The 19,898-nt window shown below is 53.1% G+C and carries 17 protein-coding genes; 16 read left to right on the top strand and 1 reads right to left on the bottom strand.

Going from position 1 to position 19,898, the window contains the following annotated elements; all coding sequences use genetic code 11:
* The 10 genes from tnpA (G461_RS0113920) to G461_RS24290 form a co-directional block, all read left to right on the top strand.
* A partial coding sequence (gene tnpA, locus G461_RS0113920; RefSeq protein ID WP_026972299.1) for an IS200/IS605 family transposase occupies window positions 1–334 on the top strand: 334 nt, incomplete at its 5' end.
* A gap of 89 nt (window positions 335–423) precedes the next feature.
* Window positions 424–2,622 carry a patatin-like phospholipase family protein gene (locus G461_RS0113925; RefSeq protein WP_026972300.1) on the top strand — a complete coding sequence of 733 codons (2,199 nt, stop codon included), beginning with the start codon at window positions 424–426 and terminating at the stop codon, window positions 2,620–2,622.
* Between the two features lie 219 nt (window positions 2,623–2,841).
* Window positions 2,842–5,439 (top strand): bifunctional aconitate hydratase 2/2-methylisocitrate dehydratase, encoded by a 2,598-nt coding sequence (acnB, locus tag G461_RS0113930; protein WP_026972301.1) that lies wholly within the window; start codon window positions 2,842–2,844, stop codon window positions 5,437–5,439.
* A gap of 267 nt (window positions 5,440–5,706) precedes the next feature.
* Entirely contained in the window at window positions 5,707–6,531 is an 825-nt protein-coding gene (locus tag G461_RS0113935; protein ID WP_051333579.1) for a winged helix-turn-helix domain-containing protein, read from the top strand.
* A gap of 9 nt (window positions 6,532–6,540) precedes the next feature.
* Entirely contained in the window at window positions 6,541–6,897 is a 357-nt protein-coding gene (locus tag G461_RS0113940) for a YacL family protein (RefSeq protein WP_026972303.1), read from the top strand.
* 286 nt (window positions 6,898–7,183) lie between these two features.
* Window positions 7,184–7,522: a P-II family nitrogen regulator gene (locus tag G461_RS0113945; RefSeq protein WP_026957903.1), complete on the top strand. Its 339-nt coding sequence runs from the start codon at window positions 7,184–7,186 to the stop codon at window positions 7,520–7,522.
* 38 nt (window positions 7,523–7,560) lie between these two features.
* Complete coding sequence (locus G461_RS0113950; RefSeq protein WP_026972304.1) at window positions 7,561–8,823, top strand: ammonium transporter; 1,263 nt, start codon at window positions 7,561–7,563, stop codon at window positions 8,821–8,823.
* A 123-nt stretch (window positions 8,824–8,946) separates the two neighbouring features.
* The gene (locus tag G461_RS0113955) at window positions 8,947–9,975 is read left to right on the top strand and encodes an extracellular solute-binding protein (RefSeq protein ID WP_026972305.1); all 1,029 of its coding nucleotides are present in this window, start codon (window positions 8,947–8,949) and stop codon (window positions 9,973–9,975) included.
* Window positions 9,976–10,103: 128 nt separating this feature from the next.
* A complete protein-coding gene (locus G461_RS0113960) occupies window positions 10,104–11,714 on the top strand; it encodes an ABC transporter permease (RefSeq protein ID WP_245587181.1) in 1,611 nt (536 codons plus the stop codon).
* Between the two features lie 13 nt (window positions 11,715–11,727).
* Complete coding sequence (locus G461_RS24290; protein WP_035480355.1) at window positions 11,728–12,774, top strand: ABC transporter ATP-binding protein; 1,047 nt, start codon at window positions 11,728–11,730, stop codon at window positions 12,772–12,774.
* A 76-nt stretch (window positions 12,775–12,850) separates the two neighbouring features.
* Here G461_RS24290 and argR read toward each other — a convergent pair whose 3' ends face one another.
* Complete coding sequence (argR, locus tag G461_RS0113970; protein ID WP_026957899.1) at window positions 12,851–13,318, bottom strand: transcriptional regulator ArgR; 468 nt, start codon at window positions 13,316–13,318, stop codon at window positions 12,851–12,853.
* Between the two features lie 196 nt (window positions 13,319–13,514).
* Here argR and G461_RS0113975 point away from each other — a divergent pair, with 196 nt between their 5' ends.
* The 6 genes from G461_RS0113975 to tnpA (G461_RS25935) all read left to right on the top strand — a co-directional run.
* Window positions 13,515–14,243, top strand: a complete 729-nt coding sequence (locus G461_RS0113975) for a transporter substrate-binding domain-containing protein (protein WP_026972307.1) — start codon at window positions 13,515–13,517, stop codon at window positions 14,241–14,243.
* Window positions 14,244–14,379: 136 nt separating this feature from the next.
* The gene (gene mdh / locus G461_RS0113980; protein ID WP_026957897.1) at window positions 14,380–15,306 is read left to right on the top strand and encodes a malate dehydrogenase; all 927 of its coding nucleotides are present in this window, start codon (window positions 14,380–14,382) and stop codon (window positions 15,304–15,306) included.
* 134 nt (window positions 15,307–15,440) lie between these two features.
* Window positions 15,441–16,166: a tetratricopeptide repeat protein gene (locus G461_RS0113985; protein WP_026972308.1), complete on the top strand. Its 726-nt coding sequence runs from the start codon at window positions 15,441–15,443 to the stop codon at window positions 16,164–16,166.
* A gap of 104 nt (window positions 16,167–16,270) precedes the next feature.
* Window positions 16,271–18,772, top strand: coding sequence for a ribonuclease R (gene rnr / locus G461_RS0113990; RefSeq protein ID WP_026972309.1), 2,502 nt, complete (start codon window positions 16,271–16,273; stop codon window positions 18,770–18,772).
* A 3-nt stretch (window positions 18,773–18,775) separates the two neighbouring features.
* Window positions 18,776–19,510 (top strand): 23S rRNA (guanosine(2251)-2'-O)-methyltransferase RlmB, encoded by a 735-nt coding sequence (rlmB, locus tag G461_RS0113995; RefSeq protein WP_026957894.1) that lies wholly within the window; start codon window positions 18,776–18,778, stop codon window positions 19,508–19,510.
* A gap of 174 nt (window positions 19,511–19,684) precedes the next feature.
* Window positions 19,685–19,898, top strand: a 214-nt coding sequence (tnpA, locus tag G461_RS25935; RefSeq protein ID WP_157360324.1) for an IS200/IS605 family transposase, incomplete at its 3' end; no start/stop codon positions are given.

Genomic DNA, 19,898 nt, shown 5'->3' on the forward strand with positions numbered 1-19,898 from the left:
GCATAGAGGGATCTACATCTACAGCTCAATGAAGAAATGCAAAATCGTTGAGCTAAATGTTCAAATTGACCATGTCCATTTGATTGTCAGGATGCCCCCGAGCCTGAGTGTTTCAGAGTATGTAGGCTTCGTGAAAGGAAGAACCGCGATTAGGTTGTTTGCGAAGTTTCCTTACTTGAGAAAGAAGAAACTGTGGGGTAATCACTTTTGGCAAAGAGGGTACTTCGTTGACTCCGTTGGGGCGAACGAAGACATAATCAGGCGGTATGTCAGGCATCAAGACAAGGTAGAGAAAGAAGAGCAAGAACGTCAGATGTCACTAGAAATGCAGTAGTATAGGTGAGCCCTCTTCTAGGGGGCCGTGTCAAAGCCACCTGCTCAGCAAGTGGATTTTTTACTATCAGCACTTCTCTAGGAGGGTCAGTGGCTTATCGCGCATTGCTGGTTATCGTACTCGGCTTTTACTCCAGCCTATCGTTGGCGGAGCGGCCCACCGTAGGCTTGGCGCTGGGAGGCGGAGGTGCCAAGGGCGGTGCCCACTTAGGGGTGATGCAGCTGTTGGAGGAGTATCAGATCCCGGTGGATTATGTTGCGGGCACCAGCATGGGGGCCTATTTTGGCGGCATGATGGCTCTGGGCCTGAGCAGTGAAGAGATCGCCCGGCGAACCTATCAGCTGGATTGGAACAGCGGCTTTGTTGACGACGTAGGGCGTGGCGAATCAGCGCTGCGTAATAAGCAGCAAGCCGATACCTATACCATTGAACTTCCCTTCGGTGTGTCGTCTGAGGGGGTGCGCCTGCCCAAAGGCGCGGTGCAAGGTCAGACGATGGCGGGGGTTTTGCGCAAGGCGGTGGGCAATCTTGATGCTCTCACTAGTTTCGACCAACTGGCCATTCCTTATCGCGCGATCGCTACCGACATCGAATACATGCAGGAAGTGGTGCTGGACCACGGCGAGCTCAGTCGCGCCATGCACGCCAGTATGTCGGTGCCCGGCGCGCTGCGCCCCATCGAGTGGGAGGGCAAGTTGCTCTCCGATGGTGGGGTGGTAAATAACCTACCCATCGGTGTACTCAAAGAGATGGGGGCGGATATTGTGATTGCCGTGGATATTGGCGCCCAGCTCAAACCCAAGAGTGAGCTGGACTCAGCGGTGGCGGTGGTCGATCAGCTTTCCATATTCCTGACTCGCTCAGGCACCCAGCGGCAGATCGCCATGCTGGGGGGCCATGATTTGCTGATTGTCCCCGATATCAGCGATATCGGCACCTCGGAGTTTGCTGCAATGCCGTTGGCGCAACAGCGCGGTATCGAAGCCGCCCGTGAGCCGTTGGCAGAGCTGGCAAAGTTGTTCGAAGGTTTTGACTACGAAGGCCATCAGCAGCAAATCGCCGCGCGGCGTCGCCAGCTTAACGAGCAAGAGCTTATCTATATCAGTAAGATCGCCATCGACAACCAAAGTAGCTATAGCGATGCGGTGCTGCTGGAGCGACTTGGTCTGGAAGAGGGCGAGTATCACTCGATTGCCGAGCTGGAAGAGCAGGTCAAAGAGCTGTATGCCTTGCGCCGCTTTGAGCGAGTGGATTACCAAGTTACCCAGCAAGACGGCGAAAATGTACTGCAGCTTCAAGCTACCGAAAAGAGTTGGGGGCCGGGCTTCTTCGCGCTGCACTTTAGTATTCAAGAAAATTTTGAGGACCGCACCGACGGCAACATGGGGCTAGCCTTCACGCTGACCCAGCTTAATCCTTTGGGGGCGGAATGGCGCAACGAGCTAGAAGTCGGCACCCACAAGCGGGTATTCACCGAGTTTTATACGCCGTTAGATAACGCGCTGCGCTACTCGTGGGCGCTGGGCTTTGAGTACAACGACGTGGAACGGCGGGTGTTTGGCATCGATGACGAGTTAGAGTATCTCAACACTCGCTTCAAAACCTACAATGTGTTCAGCGAGCTGGCTTATCACTATCGCCCTTGGCAGGCGTGGAGCTTAGGGGCGGCTTGGGAAAGCGGTGAGATAACCGCGTTGGGCTTTAACCTTAAGAGTGATTACGAACTGTATGGCCCTTATCTGCGTTTTGACTACGACACCCTGGACAGTATTAGCTTCCCCACCCAAGGTAAGATGTTGAGCGTTGAATGGCGCTATAACACCGAAGATGTGCCCGGCTTCTCGCCCAACCGGGTGCCGACCCTGGATGGCGAATGGCAGCTGCCGTTTTCTTATCTGCAGAATACCTTGACCTGGTATGGCGAGTTTGGTGGTTCGGACTCCGACTTTTTAGTGCCTACCAATGCCCAAGATCTAGGTGGATTCTTACGATTGTCCGGCTATCGCAAAGATCAACTCTCCGGTCGCTACAAGGCGATGAGTGGTCTGATGTATTACTACCGCTGGCGCGAGTTTGGCTCCGGGATTACCACGCCGTTTTACCTAGGTGGCTCATTAGAGCGCGGCGGGGTTTGGAACGAGCTAAGCGATCTGTCGTGGGGCACTAGTCAGTTCGCCGCCAGTATCTTTGCTGGCCTGGAAACCAACCTGTTGGGACCGATTATTCTATCGTACGGCCATAATGAAGAGGAGTCCTCCTTGTATCTGTTCATCGGCAATGATTTCTAATTAAGTGATGTGAACAAAATGTAACGTAGGCCATCTCTTTTTTGCGAAACTTGACCATTAAGTCGATGAAAGTTATGGCCATGTAAGGGCTGGCTACGACCAAGGTGTGAGCCCGGATATTTTAAAAACTCGTTAATAACTGCTATATTGGCAGGCCGTGAGGCTCCCCGCCCACGCTATTGGACTAGGCCATCAGGCCCATTATAAAAGGAGCGAGTCGTGCTTGAGAGCTATCGAAAACACGTCGAAGAGCGTGCTGCTGAAGGAATCGTACCCACCCCCCTCGATGCAGAACAAACAGCCGCTTTAGTTGAATTATTAAAATCTCCACCAGCCGGTGAAGAAGAATTTCTACTGGATCTAATCGTTAATCGTGTGCCTCCGGGCGTAGACGAAGCCGCCTATGTGAAAGCGGGCTTCCTAGCTGCTATCGCCAAGGGCGACGCGAACTCTCCACTTATCAGTGCTGCCTACGCCACTGAACTGCTGGGCACCATGCAAGGTGGCTATAACATCGAATCGCTGGTGGCCTTGCTCGAGGTTGAAGAGCTGGCGCCGATTGCCGCCAAAGCCTTGTCGCATACCCTGCTGATGTTCGATGCCTTCTACGACGTGGAAGAAAAGGCCAAGGCCGGTAATGCTCATGCGCAAGCGGTGATGCAAAGCTGGGCCGATGCCGAGTGGTTCCTAAGCCGCCCTGAAGTGGCTGCGAAATCAACCCTGACCGTATTTAAGGTCACCGGTGAAACCAACACCGATGACCTGTCTCCGGCACCCGATGCATGGTCTCGCCCTGATATCCCGCTACACGCCTTGGCGATGCTGAAGAACGCGCGCGATGGTATTGAACCGGATGACGCTGGCACGATCGGCCCGATGAAGCAGATCGAAGCGCTTAAAGAAAAGGGCCATCCGCTGGTATACGTGGGTGACGTGGTTGGTACCGGTTCTTCGCGTAAATCGGCGACCAACTCGGTTCTGTGGCTGATGGGTGATGATATCCCTTACGTGCCAAACAAGCGTGCCGGTGGCTTCTGTTTGGGCGGTAAGATTGCCCCGATCTTCTTCAACACCATGGAAGATGCCGGTGCACTGCCCATCGAGCTGGATGTTGAAAAGCTCAACATGGGCGATGTTATCGACATCTACCCCTTCGAAGGTGTGGTGAAAAAAGCCGGTAGCGATGAAGTGCTGTCGAGCTTTGAACTAAAAACCGATGTGCTGTTGGATGAAGTACGTGCCGGTGGCCGTATTCCCCTGATTATCGGCCGTGGCCTGACTGACCGTGCGCGCGAAGCCTTAGGGCTTGAGCCATCCACCGTATTTAAGCGTCCAGCCGATGTTGCTGATACCGGCAAAGGCTATACCCTCGCTCAGAAAATGGTGGGTAAAGCTTGCGGTGTGGCAGGGGTTCGCCCAGGCCAGTACTGTGAGCCGAAGATGACCACCGTTGGCTCGCAAGATACCACCGGCCCGATGACCCGTGACGAGTTGAAAGACTTGGCCTGTTTGGGCTTCTCGGCGGATTTGACTATGCAGAGCTTCTGTCACACCGCCGCTTATCCGAAGCCGGTCGATGTGAAAACTCACCACACGCTGCCCGACTTTATTATGAACCGTGGCGGTGTGTCGCTGCGCCCTGGTGACGGTGTTATCCACTCTTGGCTAAACCGTATGCTGCTGCCTGATACCGTTGGTACCGGTGGCGACTCGCACACCCGCTTCCCGATTGGTATATCTTTCCCTGCCGGCTCGGGTCTGGTGGCCTTCGCTGCGGCAACCGGTGTGATGCCATTGGATATGCCGGAGTCGGTGCTGGTGCGCTTTAAAGGCGAAATGCAGCCGGGTATCACCCTGCGTGACTTGGTTCATGCCATCCCTTATGCCGCTATCCAGCAAGGTCTGCTAACCGTTGAGAAGCAAGGTAAGAAGAACATCTTCTCTGGTCGCGTACTGGAGATTGAAGGCCTTGAGCACCTTAAAGTTGAGCAAGCCTTTGAGCTAAGTGATGCCTCCGCCGAGCGCAGTGCCGCTGGCTGTACCATTAAGCTAGATAAAGCGCCGATCATCGAGTATCTGCAATCGAACATTGTGATGCTTAAGTGGATGATTGCTGAAGGTTATGGCGACCGCCGTACCATCGAACGCCGTATCACCGCCATGGAAGAGTGGCTGAAAGAGCCTGAGTTGATGACAGCCGATGCCGACGCCGAGTACGCGGCGGTGATCGAAATCGACTTGGCCGATATCAAAGAGCCTATTCTGTGTGCACCGAACGACCCGGATGATGCGCGCTTGCTGTCCACCGTACAGGGTACTGATATCGACGAGGTGTTCATCGGTTCGTGTATGACCAACATCGGCCACTTCCGTGCAGCCGGTAAGTTGTTGGATAAACACAACGGCGCGCTGCCAACCCGCCTATGGGTTGCACCGCCAACTCGCATGGACCAAAAACAGCTGACCGAGGAAGGCTATTACGGCATCTATGGTCGAGTCGGTGCCCGCACCGAGATCCCGGGCTGTTCGCTGTGTATGGGTAACCAGGCGCGAGTGGCAGATGGGGCATCGGTAGTGTCGACCTCAACCCGTAACTTCCCGAACCGTTTGGGTACCGGGGCGAACGTGTTCTTGGCCTCGGCAGAACTAGCGGCGGTGGCATCCATTATGGGGCGTCTGCCATCTGTGAATGAGTATCTGGAGTATGCGGCGCAGATTGATGTGAGCGCTGCCGATACCTATCGTTACCTCAATTTTGACGAGATCAAAGACTACGTTGAGGTTGCTGATGAGGTGATCATTCAGCAGGCCGTCTAAAAAAACAGTAACAACTTATCAATGTAAAAAGCGCGGTTATCCGCGCTTTTTTACATTTATTTGTCATAAAGCGATGATCCATTTTGGTGCAAAAATTAACCTGCATAGAGTAAAACCCTAATAAATTCCGCAATTAGAGAAAATATCTCGTTTGATGTCTCAATAGCCACATCAAAAATTTAGAAAGCTGGATAATTAAAGCTATAGCTGGTAAAAATAGGCGCAGGAGATTTTGAGTTAATTCTTACTTGTTGTATGGGAAGACCTATGTCGTTTAATGATGTTGTAAATGTTGGCTCGGTAGCCGTTGATATGAGTCAGAATAGCCTGACTTACCAAGAACAAAGTACTTACTTGGGGCCGCTACGCGCTCACTTGTTAGGTTACCTGTGCCAGAACGTAAACCAAGTCGTTGGACGAGATGAGCTCTCTAAAGCTGTGTGGGGCCGCGTTGTTTCGGATCACACCATCAATCAGCACATCTCGCAGTTGCGTAAGATCATCGGTGGTCTGGACGCTAACGACCTGACTATTGCTACCATTCCGAAGAAAGGCTATATCGCACGTTGCGAGGCTGAGTCGCGCAAGAGCGGCGAGATGCCAGAAAGCACCGAGCAACCAAGTCGTGTACTGGTACTGGAAACCAACCCTGAGCTATACAGCGAACTGCAACAGGGCATCGTGACCGAAAGCAGCATGAATATTGAAGTTGTGAATGACCTTGATAACTTCCATATGCAACTGATGACCAACAAGTTTGATGCGCTAGTCGTCGATATTGAGCTGCCAGAGTCTGCAGGCCTGCGTTTGATTCAAGAGATCCGCACCGGCGATACCTCAGCCCGTGCCGATATCCCAGTACTGGCAATGGCCTCGAAGACTCAAAAAGAGTTGATGGGCTTTAACGTACTGATGGATGTGCAATCATTGTTGCTTAAGCGCTTCGATCAAGAGTCGTTCCACCGCCTAGTCCGTGCTGCTGTCGCTAGCTCGTTCTCGCTTAAGCCGAATGCTGCCTACAAGCTGGTGCCAGTGGATTTCATCCAGACTTCGGTGGCTGAAAAGTTGCAGAGCTTTTACATCAACGACTAAACTTGTTCGATGGAATTAAGTATTCAGCGCACCCTAGACGGTGCGCTTTTAGTTGATTGCGGTGATGAACACCGTGGATTCTCGCAATGGTTGGAGCACGAGCTTCAACACAGTCCTGCCTATGTCGGTGAGTTTCTCTCTCAACTCAAAGCGCTACAACTCGGTGAACAGCTTTCAGTGCAACGCGCTGAATATCTGATTGTGGCCGATCTCGACGAGGCTTCCATCCAAACTGCACCAATTGAAGGCGAGCAATTACAGCATCTCGCACTCAATGAAGGGCTCTATCAAAACAGCTATGACTGCGCCTGCGGTTATGAGGACATGGTGCAGCTATTAGAGTCAGTTCAATCATTTATTAACTGATGACCCACCTTTTCAACAGATTTTTGCTCTGCGTCAAGCGCAAATAACACGCGCCGCCCTCCGGTAAGTGCACTGCATTGGTGCTCGATTCCTGTACTAATTCCCGACTGCCCATAATTGATGCAAATCAAAAAAATATCGCACCACGGTGGTGCGATATGGCTGTGACCTACGCTTGAGTATTTTATCTAATCCCTTGTTCCATAAGGCTTTGAACGCTTTGGCATAGCGCTTGATTATGTCTATCCGACACTCAGTTATCGATTACTCTCTGGAGGGAACTCAGATGAAAATAATCAGTGCGATTATCAAGCCATTTAAATTGGATGACGTACGCGAAGCTATTGCCGAAGTTGGCGTTGATGGTTTGACCGTATCTGAAGTTAAAGGCTTTGGACGTCAGAAAGGACACACCGAACTTTATCGTGGCGCAGAATACCAAGTGGATTTTCTGCCCAAAGTAAAACTAGAGATTGCTACCAAGGCAGAAAACGTGGATCGCATCATCGAGGCGATTTCCAGTGCTGCATACACCGGCAAGATTGGTGACGGTAAGATCTTTGTTTACGACTTAAGCAACGTGGTACGTATTCGTACCGGTGAAGTCGATGCGGAAGCGATCTAGAAACGAAACAAGTTTAAAAACGACGGGGTTTTAGAGATATGGAAAATCAAATTTTTGAGCTTCAGTACGCCATCGACACCTTTTACTTCTTGGTGTGTGGCGCGCTGGTTATGTGGATGGCTGCTGGTTTCTCGATGTTGGAAGCTGGATTGGTTCGTGCCAAGAACACCACCGAAATTCTTACTAAGAACGTAGCGTTGTACTCCATCGCTTGTATCATGTACCTGATTTGCGGTTACCAAATCATGTACGGCGGCGGCCTGTTCCTGTCTGGTATCGAAGGCTTCGATCTGGGCGGTATCTTGTCTGCTAAAGCTGAAGAAGGTTTTGACGGCGGTAGTGTATACTCAGGCGCTTCTGACTTCTTCTTCCAGGTTGTATTCGTAGCAACCTCTATGTCTATCGTATCTGGTGCGGTAGCTGAGCGTATGAAGCTGTGGGCCTTCCTGGCATTCGCAGTAGTTATGTGTGGTCTGATTTACCCACTTGAAGGTGCCTGGACTTGGGGCGGTCAAGCGGTATTCGGCCTGTACACTCTGGATTTCTATGACTTTGCGGGTTCAGGTATCGTTCACTTGGCGGGTGCTGCTGCTGCATTGGCTGGTGTATTGCTACTGGGTGCACGTAAAGGTAAATACGGCAAAAACGGTTCTATCAACCCAATCCCAGGCTCAAACATGCCACTGGCTACCTTGGGTACCTTCATCCTATGGATGGGTTGGTTCGGTTTCAACGGCGGTTCGGTTCTGAAACTGGCTGACGCGGCTAACGCTCACTCTGTTGCGATGGTATTCCTGAACACCAATGCCGCGGCTGCTGCCGGTGCGGTTGCTGCTCTGGTTGTGTGTAAGCTGACTTGGGGTAAAGCTGACCTGACCATGATGCTGAACGGCGCTCTGGCTGGCCTGGTTGCCATTACTGCTGAGCCTTCAACTCCGACTGCTCTGCAAGCCACGCTGTTTGGTGCGGTTGCTGGCGTAATCGTTGTTGCTTCAATCGTGTTCATGGACAAAATCAAGATTGATGACCCAGTAGGTGCTATTTCAGTACACGGTGTTGTTGGTCTGTACGGTCTGTTGCTGGTGCCACTAACTAACTCTGATGCCAGCTTCGGCGGCCAGATTGTTGGCGCCCTAACCATCTTCGTATGGGTATTCGCAGCAAGCTTCGTAGTGTGGAGCATCTTGAAAGCAGTAATGGGTATCCGCGTAAGCGAAGAAGAAGAGATGAACGGTATGGACTTGGCCGACTGTGGTATCGATGCCTACCCAGAGTTCGTAAGCGTAAAAGCGACCAGCTAATCTCAAATAAAATTAATGTCTTAAAAAGCTCGCCAATGGCGGGCTTTTTTATTGGCTTTTTCTCAAACTTTGAAGTAGCATTTAACGCAAATAGAAATGATTCGCATTAAAGGATTTGACTGAATGTTAAACGCTATCCGTAATCTTGCTGTATTTGTTACCGCGCTTGCCACTGCTGTGCCTGCGTTCGCTGCTGGTGAAGTAAACCTCTACTCCTACCGTCAGGAAAGCCTGCTAAAGCCGCTAACCGATGCATTTACCGCTGAGACCGGCATCAAAGTTAACGTTGTTCATGCTGAGAAGGGACTCACTGAAAAGATCATTGCCGCAGGTGATAACAACCCTGCTGACCTGGTACTAACCGTTGATGTTGGTCGCTTGGAAGAGGTTCGCGCAGCCGGCCTGTTTGAGCCAGTAGAATCCGAGGTGATTAGTCAGGTGGTACCTGCCCACTTGCGTCATCCAGAAAATCTGTGGTTTGCGCTGACTACCCGAGCTCGCGTTATCTACGCGCATCAAGATGTTGCCGAAGATGCCCTGACTTCAATTCGCGATTTGGCCGACCCTAAGTGGAAAGGCCGCATCTGTACTCGCTCTGGTAAACATGTTTACAACATCGGTCTGATTGCCTCAATCATTGCTGAAGATGGCGAAGAGGCCGCCGAGCAATGGCTGCGTGGCCTGAAAGCTAACCTGGCTCGCAAGCCGCAAGGTAACGACCGCGCGCAGGCCAAAGCTATCTTCGAAGGTCAGTGTGACCTGGCTATCGCCAACCGCTACTACATGGGTAAGATGCACTACAATACCAAGAGCCCCGAGCAGCAACAGTGGGCTGAACAGATCCGCGTCGTTTACCTAGACCAAGAGATTGGTGGCCGAGGCCAGCATATCAATATCTCTGGTGCTGGCTTGCTAAATACCGCGAAAAACCGCGATAACGCAATTAAGTTGCTAGAATTTTTGCTTGGCGAAACTGCTCAGGGACTGTACGCTAGCGCCAATTTTGAAGAACCTGTGCGCGAAGGAATTGCAACTGACAGTTACATCGAAAGCCTAGGTAGCTTCAAAGCTGACCGCATTAACCTCCAAGAGGTGGCTGAGCACCGCGCTGCAGCAGCCCGCTTGGTTGACCGAGTAGGTTTCGATCTCTAAGCGCTTCGGGTCTTGATGTAAAAGCTGGCTGTGTGCCAGCTTTTTGTGGTTTATCTGACGCCAAGTAGAACATGCTTAATCTCGCCAGTTTTGACAACCTTCGTTTTACCAGGATTGACCGCTGGGTCATGATTGCCTGCTGCATCGCGTTGTTCGCGCTGCTGCCTTTGGCCACCCTGTTGTGGCTCTCCGCCACACCCAATGCCGAGTTATGGTCCCATCTTCTGGACCGAATATTCTGGGTCTACCTAAACAACACCCTGATTTTGTGTATCGGCGTCGCGCTGCTCACCACCCTCATTGGTACCAGTACCGCGTGGTTGGTGACGCGCTTTAATTTTCCACTGAAGCGCTTCTTGGAATGGGGGCTGTTGCTGCCGTTAGCGGTACCCAGCTATATCTTGGCGTTTGTGATTACCGACCAGCTGGAGTATGCAGGCTTTGTGCAGCGCTCGCTGCGGGCGATCTTTGGTTGGCAGAGTGCTCGTGACTATTGGTTCCCTGAGATCCGCTCGATGGAAGGGGCGATCATCGTGCTCTCCTTGGTGCTCTATCCCTATGTCTACTTGCTGGCTCGAGCGGCCTTCGTGGAGCAGGCGGCGCGCCTGTTTGAGATGAGCCGCTGTTTGGGCAAGACTCAAACCCAGAGCTTTTTTAAAGTGGTTCTGCCGATGGCACGTCCCGCCATTGTGGTGGGCCTGACCTTGGCGATGATGGAGACCATCAACGAGTATGGCACCGTGGCCTTTTTCAGTGTGCCCACCTTAACCGCTGGTATCTTCGATGTCTGGCTGAACATGAGCAGCCTCTCTGGCGCTGCGCAGTTGGCCATGTTGCTGGTGGTGGTGGCCATCGTGCTGCTGTCGCTGGAGCGCTATAGCCGCAGCGCCGGTAAGTACTACAAACTAAGTGGCCAGTCGCCACGTATGTTGGCCGAAAAGCTGCCTTTGGGGCGTGGCTTAATCTGTACTTTTTATTGTTTGCTGCCGATTACCTTGGGCTTCTTGTTGCCAGTGGGAGTGCTAGGCAACTACTCACTGCGTAGCCTCGATAGTGACCTGACGGTGTATTTCCAGAACGCCTGGAACAGCCTGTCGCTCTCAGCCATGGCGGCATTCTTTACCATGTTAATGGGGGTTGGCTTGGCTTATGGGGTGCGCTTGTCGAAAAGCCCGTGGATGCGCTGGAGCGCGGAGCTTGCCACGGTGGGCTATGCCATTCCCGGTGCGGTGCTGGCGGTGGGGATCCTCTACCCGATGGGGCTGCTTGATAACTTCCTGGATGGCCTGTCTCGTCGCTGGTTTGATTACCCCTTGGGGCTGTTGATTACCGGTTCTGGCGCAGCCTTGGTGATTGCCTACTCGCTGCGTTTTATCGCGCTGAGCTTTCGTACTCTCGATGCCAGCCTGACCAAGATTACCCCACAGATGGACGATGCTTCACGCAGCCTAGGCTCTAACTCCGGTAAGACCTTGTGGCGCATTCATCTACCGCTGATGCGACCGAGCCTGTTAACGGCCATGCTACTAGTGTTCGTTGACACCATGAAGGAACTGCCGATTACCTTGGTGCTACGCCCGTTTAACTTCAATACCTTGGCTACGCAGGTGTGGGATCGCGCCTCGCTGGAGCAGCTTGAGCACAGTGCGCTCGCTGCTATCACCATCTTGCTTACCGGGATTATCCCGGTGATCTTTATGAGCCGTAACATCAGCCGTCAGCAATACGCTGGCGCCTAACAGTGAGCCTTTGATGAGTATTTCTCTTAACAATATCAGTCACAGCTATGGGCAGCAGAAGGCCCTTATCGATGTGGACCTGCAGCTGCAAGCGGGCGAGATTGTGGCGCTGCTTGGACCCTCAGGATGCGGTAAAACCACCCTACTGCGACTAATCGCTGGGCTGGAGCCGCTGCAACAGGGCGACATTTCGATTGCGGGCCTGGCGATGGCGGTGGCCAGTGAAGGCCTGCAAACACCACCGGAAAAGCGCGGTATCGGCATGATGTTCCAAGACTATGCGCTGTTTCCCCATATGACGGTGGGTAAGAACCTCGAGTATGGTCTGGCCAAACACCATGATGTGGATGAGCGCCGCGCCTGGCTGCAACAAGCCATGGATAAAATGGGGCTCAAGGACATGTGGGATCGCTATCCGCACACGCTAAGTGGCGGCCAACAGCAGCGCGTGGCCTTGCTGCGAGCGCTAGCGCCTAAGCCCTGTATTATGTTGCTCGATGAGCCGTTTTCCGCGCTCGATGAACACCTACGCCAGCAAGTGCGTGAAGATACCTTAGACCTGCTAAAAAGCATTGGCGCATCAGCAGTAATGGTGACCCACGACCCGTTAGAGGCGCTGTTTATGGCCGATAAAGTGGTGGTGATGGACCATGGGCATATTGTTCAGCAAGGTGCGCCGCACGAGATCTACGCCTCGCCGGCCAGCGCGTTTGTGGCAGCGCTATTTGGTCCCAGCAACCAGTTTGAGTTGCAAGTGGTGGAACAAGGCCTTGTCACGCCGTTTGGCAATATAAAGCAGCATCAGCTGGCTGATGACACCAACTGCAAGGTTATCGTACGCGCGAAAGATGTCCGCCTGCATCAGCTAGAGGCGCCGGGCTTGGTGGCCGCCGAGGTGATTTCGGTGCACCCCATGGGCAACGAGACCCACTTCCGCTTAAGGTTGCCGGGTGCACAGCAAGTTTTTCAGGCGCGAGTACGCGATCACTGGCAGGCCCAAGCAGGGGCGACGGTGTGGGTGGAAGTGCCCAACGATGCGGCGTTTGTGTTTGCCGCGTAACGATAGGCCCAGCCCTGTTTAAGACAGCACAATCGAAAAGGTCGCCAGTTGGCGACCTTTTTCTTATCTGTTGCGTTTAAGCAACCTCGAATAGCTCTTTAATCGAGGCAAACACTTCTTCGATGCGGGCTTGCTGGGTTGGCGTAATAAAAATGGTATCGTCGCCGGCAATGGTGCCCAAGATGCCTTCTGCCTTGCCTAACGAGTCCAACAGGCGGGCGATCAGTTGTGCTGCGCCCGGGCTGGTATGGATGACGATTAGCGCGTCGTTGTGGTCCATCTCCAGTACCAAGACCTTCAGTTGGCTCGATGCCGTGGGAACACCTAGCTCGGCGGGCAGACAGTAAACCATTTCCATTTTTGCATTGCGGGTGCGTACTGCGCCAAACTTGCTCAGCATCCGGGATACTTTGCTTTGATTAATGTTCTCAAAGCCCTGTTCTTGCAGCGCGGCCACAATTTCCGCTTGGGAGCCAAAACGTTCCTGCTTCAGTAACGATTTGAATGCTTTAACCAGTTGCTCCTGACGGTCGTTGTACTTCATTGTTTTTCACCTTTATTTGCTCGCTGCTATTTTGGACAAAATTCAGGTTGTTATCAACTTTAGTCGACAATTTTGCATAGAAATTCATCGGTTTAGTTCACGGTTTTTTTGATTTGCTTTCTTACCTAGCAGCAATTGTTGGCGTATGCTTTGGTAAGTAGCAAAACAACATCCAGCAGGCCTTGCCTGAGTCTTAATGATGCGACTATTTAAGATCTTACTTTTTTGTTGGTTAAGTAACGCCGCTCTGGCCGCCGACGAAACGCCGATCCGCTTTGTCACCGAAGCCTCTTACCCTCCCTTTGAGTACTTTGAGCAGCAAGACCTGCGCGGGTTTGATATTGAACTGGCCGAGCTATTGTGCCGGCAGATCAATCGCAAGTGCGAGTTCTATCACCAACCCTTCGATAGCCTGTTACACAGTGTGTTAAACGGCCATTACGATGCCGCCATCTCAGCGCTGGATATCACCGAAGAGCGACAGTTGCTGGTTGATTTCAGCGATGCCTACTTCGATAACTCGGCGGTGTTTGTGGTGCCAAAGGTCGAAGGTGTCGCGGTTGATATCGTCGATGGCAGCGTGATTGCGGTGCAAAGTGGCTCAAGCTTGCAAGAGTTCATTCAAGAGCAGCGCCCGGAGCTGTTCGCCATTGCCTATCCCAGCTATCAAGCTGCGCTGGATGATTTGGCCAAGAACCGCATCGATGGCGTGTTCATCGACAAAGCAGCCGCTATGTATTGGCTTAGCAAATACACCCACCTTGCTACGCGCCCCAAGGATCATAGCCTGGGTAGCGGCTTGGGTATTGCAGTATCAAAAGACAATCAAGAACTGCTGAATTTGCTCAATCACGCCTTGTCTGTGGTCAAAAACAACGGAAGCTACCGACAGCTTTATCAAGAATATTTTGAGGCTGAGCCTTAAAAGTGTGAAGCACGATGGAGATCTTGGGATTCAGCAAATCGTGCTTTTGTAGCGGTTTGTATTTGCTCCCTATTTTGGCTATCGTGGATGCCAGTCTGGAATCCCCCTCTTAATTACAAAAAATGGAGAACGTCACATGAAAGTTGCGGTATTAGGAGCAGCTGGCGGTATCGGTCAGGCCCTTTCCCTACTATTGAAGAACCAACTACCTGCAGGTTCTGAATTATCTTTGTATGACATTGCACCGGTAACTCCTGGTGTAGCCAAGGATTTGAGCCACATTCCGACTCAAGTTGCGATTGAAGGTTTTGCCGGTGAAGACCCAAGCCCAGCCTTGGAAGGTGCCGACATCGTACTGATCTCTGCTGGTGTTGCCCGTAAGCCGGGTATGGACCGTGCTGATCTGTTCAACATCAACGCAGGCATCGTTAAGAACCTTATCGAAAAATGTGCTGCAGTATGCCCGAAAGCATGCATCGGCATCATTACCAACCCAGTAAACACCACTGTAGCGATCGCTCGTGAAGTGCTGAAAAACGCTGGTGTTTATGACCCTGCCAAACTGTTCGGTGTAACCTCGCTGGACGTTATCCGCGCTGAAACCTTCATTGCTGAAGCCAAAGGCCTGAGCCCAGAAGACGTGAACATCAACGTGATTGGCGGCCACAGCGGCGTAACCATCCTGCCTCTGCTGTCTCAGCTGGGTCTGGATTTCAGCGACGACGAGATTGCTGCACTGACTACTCGTATCCAGAATGCGGGTACCGAAGTGGTAGAAGCCAAAGCGGGTGGCGGTAGCGCAACCCTGTCTATGGGCCAAGCGGCTGCTCGCTTCTGTCTGTCACTTGTACGTGCAGCGCAGGGTGAAGAAGTTGTTGAATGTGCCTACGTAGAAGGTGGCAGCGAGCACGCTGAATTCTTCGCTCAGCCACTGCGTCTGGGTCCACAGGGCGTTGCTGAAGTACTGCCTTACGGCGAAGTTAGCGCGTTCGAAAAAGCGGCCATCGACGGCATGCTGGATACCCTGCAAGGCGACATCCAAAAAGGTGTAGACTTCGTTTAATCGCAAACGAATTCACACGATAAGGGCGCATAGGCGCCCTTTTTTGATCGCGCCAGACTATCGAATTGTGCGCACCACTTTAGTTTTCCGCGCGCTGTCCGATAACATAAGCAGAAATCCCAAGAGAGTGTGCCATGAAAACCCCAATCGCTTTATCACTTGCACTATCGATGATGCTATCTGGCCAAGTAGTGGCAGAGACGGTGGCAGATATGTCCGTTGACGATGAAGCGGGCGAGCAGCAAGCCGAACAAGGCGAAGAGGTTGCCTTCGAGCCACTCTACGAGACCGAGCCCCCGCAGCTCGCCGCCATCGAGATCTACGAGCAAGACGAACTGATTGGCTGGATCAACCAAAACCAGCATCTCAATCGGGTCAAAGAAGACGAATGTCAGCTGGTTCAGGATATCGAAGCGCGTGCCGAGAAGGTGGCGATCCCCGCCTATGAGTTCTTATGGGGAGACATGCTGGCGTGGGGCGTTTGTGTTGAGCCTGATCCCGAACTGGGCGTTCACTATATGTGGCAAGCCGCCAACCAAGGCCTGGCTGCAGCATTGGAGCAATTGGGCCGCTACTATGCCAACGGCATATTGGTTCAGCGCGACTACGCTAAGGCCATTCCACTGCTGCGCGAAGCCTCTGCCCAAGGCTTTTTGAAGGCGCAGCTTCAGTTTGTTGAGCTGCTGGTGGCCGGTCAAGGCAGCCCTCTTGATTACGAAGACGGCTATCGCTGGCTGCACCATGCGATCATCGCCGATAGGGCCACCCATAAACAGGCCGAGCAATTACTAGCCGCGCTGGCCAGCAAAATGCCTGCCCACGTAGTGGCCAAGGCCAAGGCCAGTAACCAGCCTTATTAGTTGTTTTGGCGAGTGGCCAGCAAACCTAGTTTGCTGGCTTAAGCTCGGGGGAGGGGTTATCCTTAGCGCTGTAACCTCAATTTTTCCCTCCCTCAGGAGCCAAGATGCACCCATCGGCTAGTTCAGCCTCAATCGAAAAACGCGTACACCAAGCCATTGTTGAAGAGATGGCACCACTCTCTGCCGAAGCCCTCCTCAACGCCTTCCCCGAACTCAATGCCCAACAGCTAAAAACCATTATGTTAGAGCTGATGGAGCAAGGTGAGGTGGTGGAAACCCGCCGCGGCGATTTTACTGTGCCTGAGCGCTTGGGCTTAGTGACTGGCAATGTGATTGGTCACCGCGATGGCTTTGGCTTCTTTAAGGTGAAGCAAGGCGGGGTTGATCTGTTTCTGCCACCGAAAGAGATGGCCAAGGTGTTCCATGGCGATTTTGCGCTGGCTGCGCCGTCGAGCATGGATAAGCGCGGGCGTCGTGAGGGCAAGATCTTACGGGTGTTGAAACAGCGTAAGTTGGAGCTAGTGGGGCGCTTTTTTGTCGAGGGACAAACCCGCTTTGTGGTGCCCGATGATACTCGCATCAACCAAGATATCGTGATCCCGAAAAGCGCCACCATGGGGGCTCGACAGGGCCAAGTGGTGGTGGTGGAGATCACCGAGCGCCCGGTACTTAACCGCAATGCCATGGGCAAGGTGGTGGACATCCTCGGCGAAAAAATGGAACCGGGTATGGAAGTGCAGGTGGCCCTGCGCAACCACGATATTCCCCACAGCTGGCCAGAGGCGGTGCTCAAATCAGTGTCTTCGCTAAAAGAAGAGGTGGAAGAGAGCGCCAAGCAAGGCCGAGTGGATCTGCGTAAGCTGCCCTTGGTGACCATCGATGGCGAAGATGCCCGCGACTTTGATGATGCGGTTTATTGCGAAACTAAGAAGTCTGGCGGTTGGCGCCTGTGGGTAGCGATTGCCGATGTCAGCTACTACGTTCGCCCCGACTCCGCCCTCGATCGTGAAGCCTACAACCGGGGCAACTCGGTGTACTTCCCCGACCAAGTGGTACCGATGCTGCCAGAGCAGCTCTCCAATGGCTTGTGCTCACTAAACCCGGCGGTCGATCGGCTGTGTATGGTGGCGGAGATGACCATCTCAGGGGCAGGTCGTCTGTCGGGCTTTAAGTTTTATGAGGCGGTGATGCACTCACATGCCCGCCTAACCTACAACAAGGTAGCCGCCATTCTCGATGGCGATGAGGCCTTGGCCAAGCGCTATAGCGATCAGGTGCCGCATCTTAAAGAGCTGCACAATATGTATCAGGCGCTCAAGGGAGCCCGCGCTGAGCGTGGCGGCATCGAGCTGGAAACCCAGGAAACCCGCTTTATCTTTAACGCCCAGCGTAAGATTGAGCAGATCGTGCCGCTGGTGCGCAACGATGCCCACAAGATCATCGAAGAGTGTATGATTCAAGCCAACGTTGCCGCCGCCAAGTATGTGGAGAAGGCGCAACAGGCGATCTTGTTTCGGGTGCACGACAAACCGGGCGATGAGAAGCTTAACACCTTCCGCGGCTTCTTAGCCGAGTTGGGGCTGCCACTCGGTGGCGGTCAAAGCCCTGAGCCGAAACACTATTTTGAGCTGGCTGCGGCGATCCAGGAGCGGCCGGATCGCGAGCTGATCCAGACCATGCTGCTGCGCTCGATGATGCAGGCGGTCTACCAGCCCGACAACATCGGTCACTTTGGTCTGGCACTTAAATCCTACGCTCACTTTACTTCACCGATTCGTCGTTATCCGGATCTGCTGCTGCACCGGGTGATCAAGTACCTGATTGCACTTGAGCAGTCGGAAAAAGCCGGTAAGGCGATGACCAAGCCGAATACCAGCACTGGTGGCCGCCGTTATGATCTTGATGAGATGGACGGCTTTGGCGATCACTGCTCGATGACCGAACGCCGCGCCGACGATGCCACCCGCGAGGTGGCCGATGGCCTGAAGTGCGAGTTTATGCTGGACCATGTTGGCATGGTCTATCCGGGTAATATCGCTGCGGTGACTGGCTTTGGCTTCTTTGTGCGCCTCGATGAGCTGCATATCGACGGCTTGGTGCACATCACCTCTTTACGCGGTGATTATTATCATTATGATGCTGCCCGCCAGACCTTGATTGGCGAAAATACCCGCCGCCGCTTCCGTATTGGTGACTCGGTACGGGTGAAGGTTGCCTCGGTCAATATGGACGATCGCAAGCTGGAGTTTGTGTTGGTCAACAGCCAAGACAACGAAGACGAGTTTGAGCGCCCAGCTAACGAGTCCCGTGGACGCGCTGAAGAGCGCCGCGGCTCAGGCAAACGCAATGGCCGACGCGACGAGGGTAAAACCAAGCAGCGCCATCGCGATACCAAGAATAAAGGTAAGCGACGTAAGACCTCGGCTGAGAAGAAGATGGCCGAGATCAACCCTTGGGATAAGTCCAGCAAGGCTAAATCCGCTGGCGATGATAAGCCCAAAGGCAAGGCGAAACCGAAAGCCAAGGCTAAGCCTAAAGCAAAGAAAAAGCGTAAGCAGCGCGCCGGTAAAAGTGAGCGTGCAGCCAACAAAGCGAACAAGAGTTAAATCATGAGCCAAGAGATTATCTACGGTTTGCACGCAGTGCAGGCCCTTGCCGAGCGCAGTCCAGAGCGCTTTATTGAAGTGTATGCCCTGAAAGGCCGCCAAGACGAGCGCCTGCTGCCGCTGCTCAATGAGCTGAAACGCTTAGGCTGCTCAGTACAGCAAATGCCGCGCAAGGCACTGGACGACAAAGCCGGCAACACCCAGCACCAAGGTATTGTGGCGCGTATTAAAGGCGGCCGCCGATACAGCGAAGCCGACTTGGCCGATTTGGTCGAGCAAGCCAGCTCGCCGCTGTTCTTGGTGCTCGATGGCGTCACCGATCCACACAATCTCGGCGCGTGTCTGCGTAACGCCGATGCCGCTGGTGTGGCCGCGGTGATTGTGCCTAAAGACAAATCTGCTCAGCTCAATGCCACGGTGCGTAAAGTGGCCTGTGGCGCGGCGGAAACCGTACCGCTGGTGGTGGTGACGAACTTGGCGCGCAGCCTGCGCGACTTGCAACAGCTGGGCGTGTGGCTGGTGGGCACCGCTGGTGAAGCCGAGCAGCTTATCTACGATTGCAAGCTGCAAGGGCCGATGGCGATTGTGATGGGCGCCGAAGGGAAAGGTATGCGCCGCCTGACTCGCGAGACCTGTGACGAGCTGGTGAAACTGCCGATGGCTGGTGCTGTGTCTAGCTTGAATGTTTCTGTGGCCGCCGGTATCTGTTTGTTTGAGGCGGTGCGCCAACGACGCTAGCCTTTTTGCTTGGTATCACATTCCTAAACGCAGCTGCTTAATCAGCTGCGTTTTTGTTTTCGGCCCTAAACCACCTACTTCAGTAGGTGGTTATCATCCGGTGAGGCTTTGCCTGAAGACCCGCTCATGCTAAATGCGCCTTTGATTTTTAGCGAAGTCAAAAGGACAAATAACATGAGCAGATACAAGCAAGCATCACACGTATTTTGGCGGTGTCAATATCACATAGTTTGGACGCCCAAGTACCGATTTAGGATATTGAGAAATAATGTAGGGAAAGAAGTCTATCGGTGTATTCAAGTTTACTGTGCTCAGTTGGGATGTGAGGTCGTCGAGCTCAGCGTCCAAAGTGACCACGTACACTTGATTGTAAAGGTTCCGCCAAAGC

Source organism: Aliagarivorans marinus DSM 23064 (genome assembly GCF_000429485.1).
GTDB classification, from domain to species: Bacteria; Pseudomonadota; Gammaproteobacteria; order Enterobacterales; family Celerinatantimonadaceae; genus Aliagarivorans; species Aliagarivorans marinus.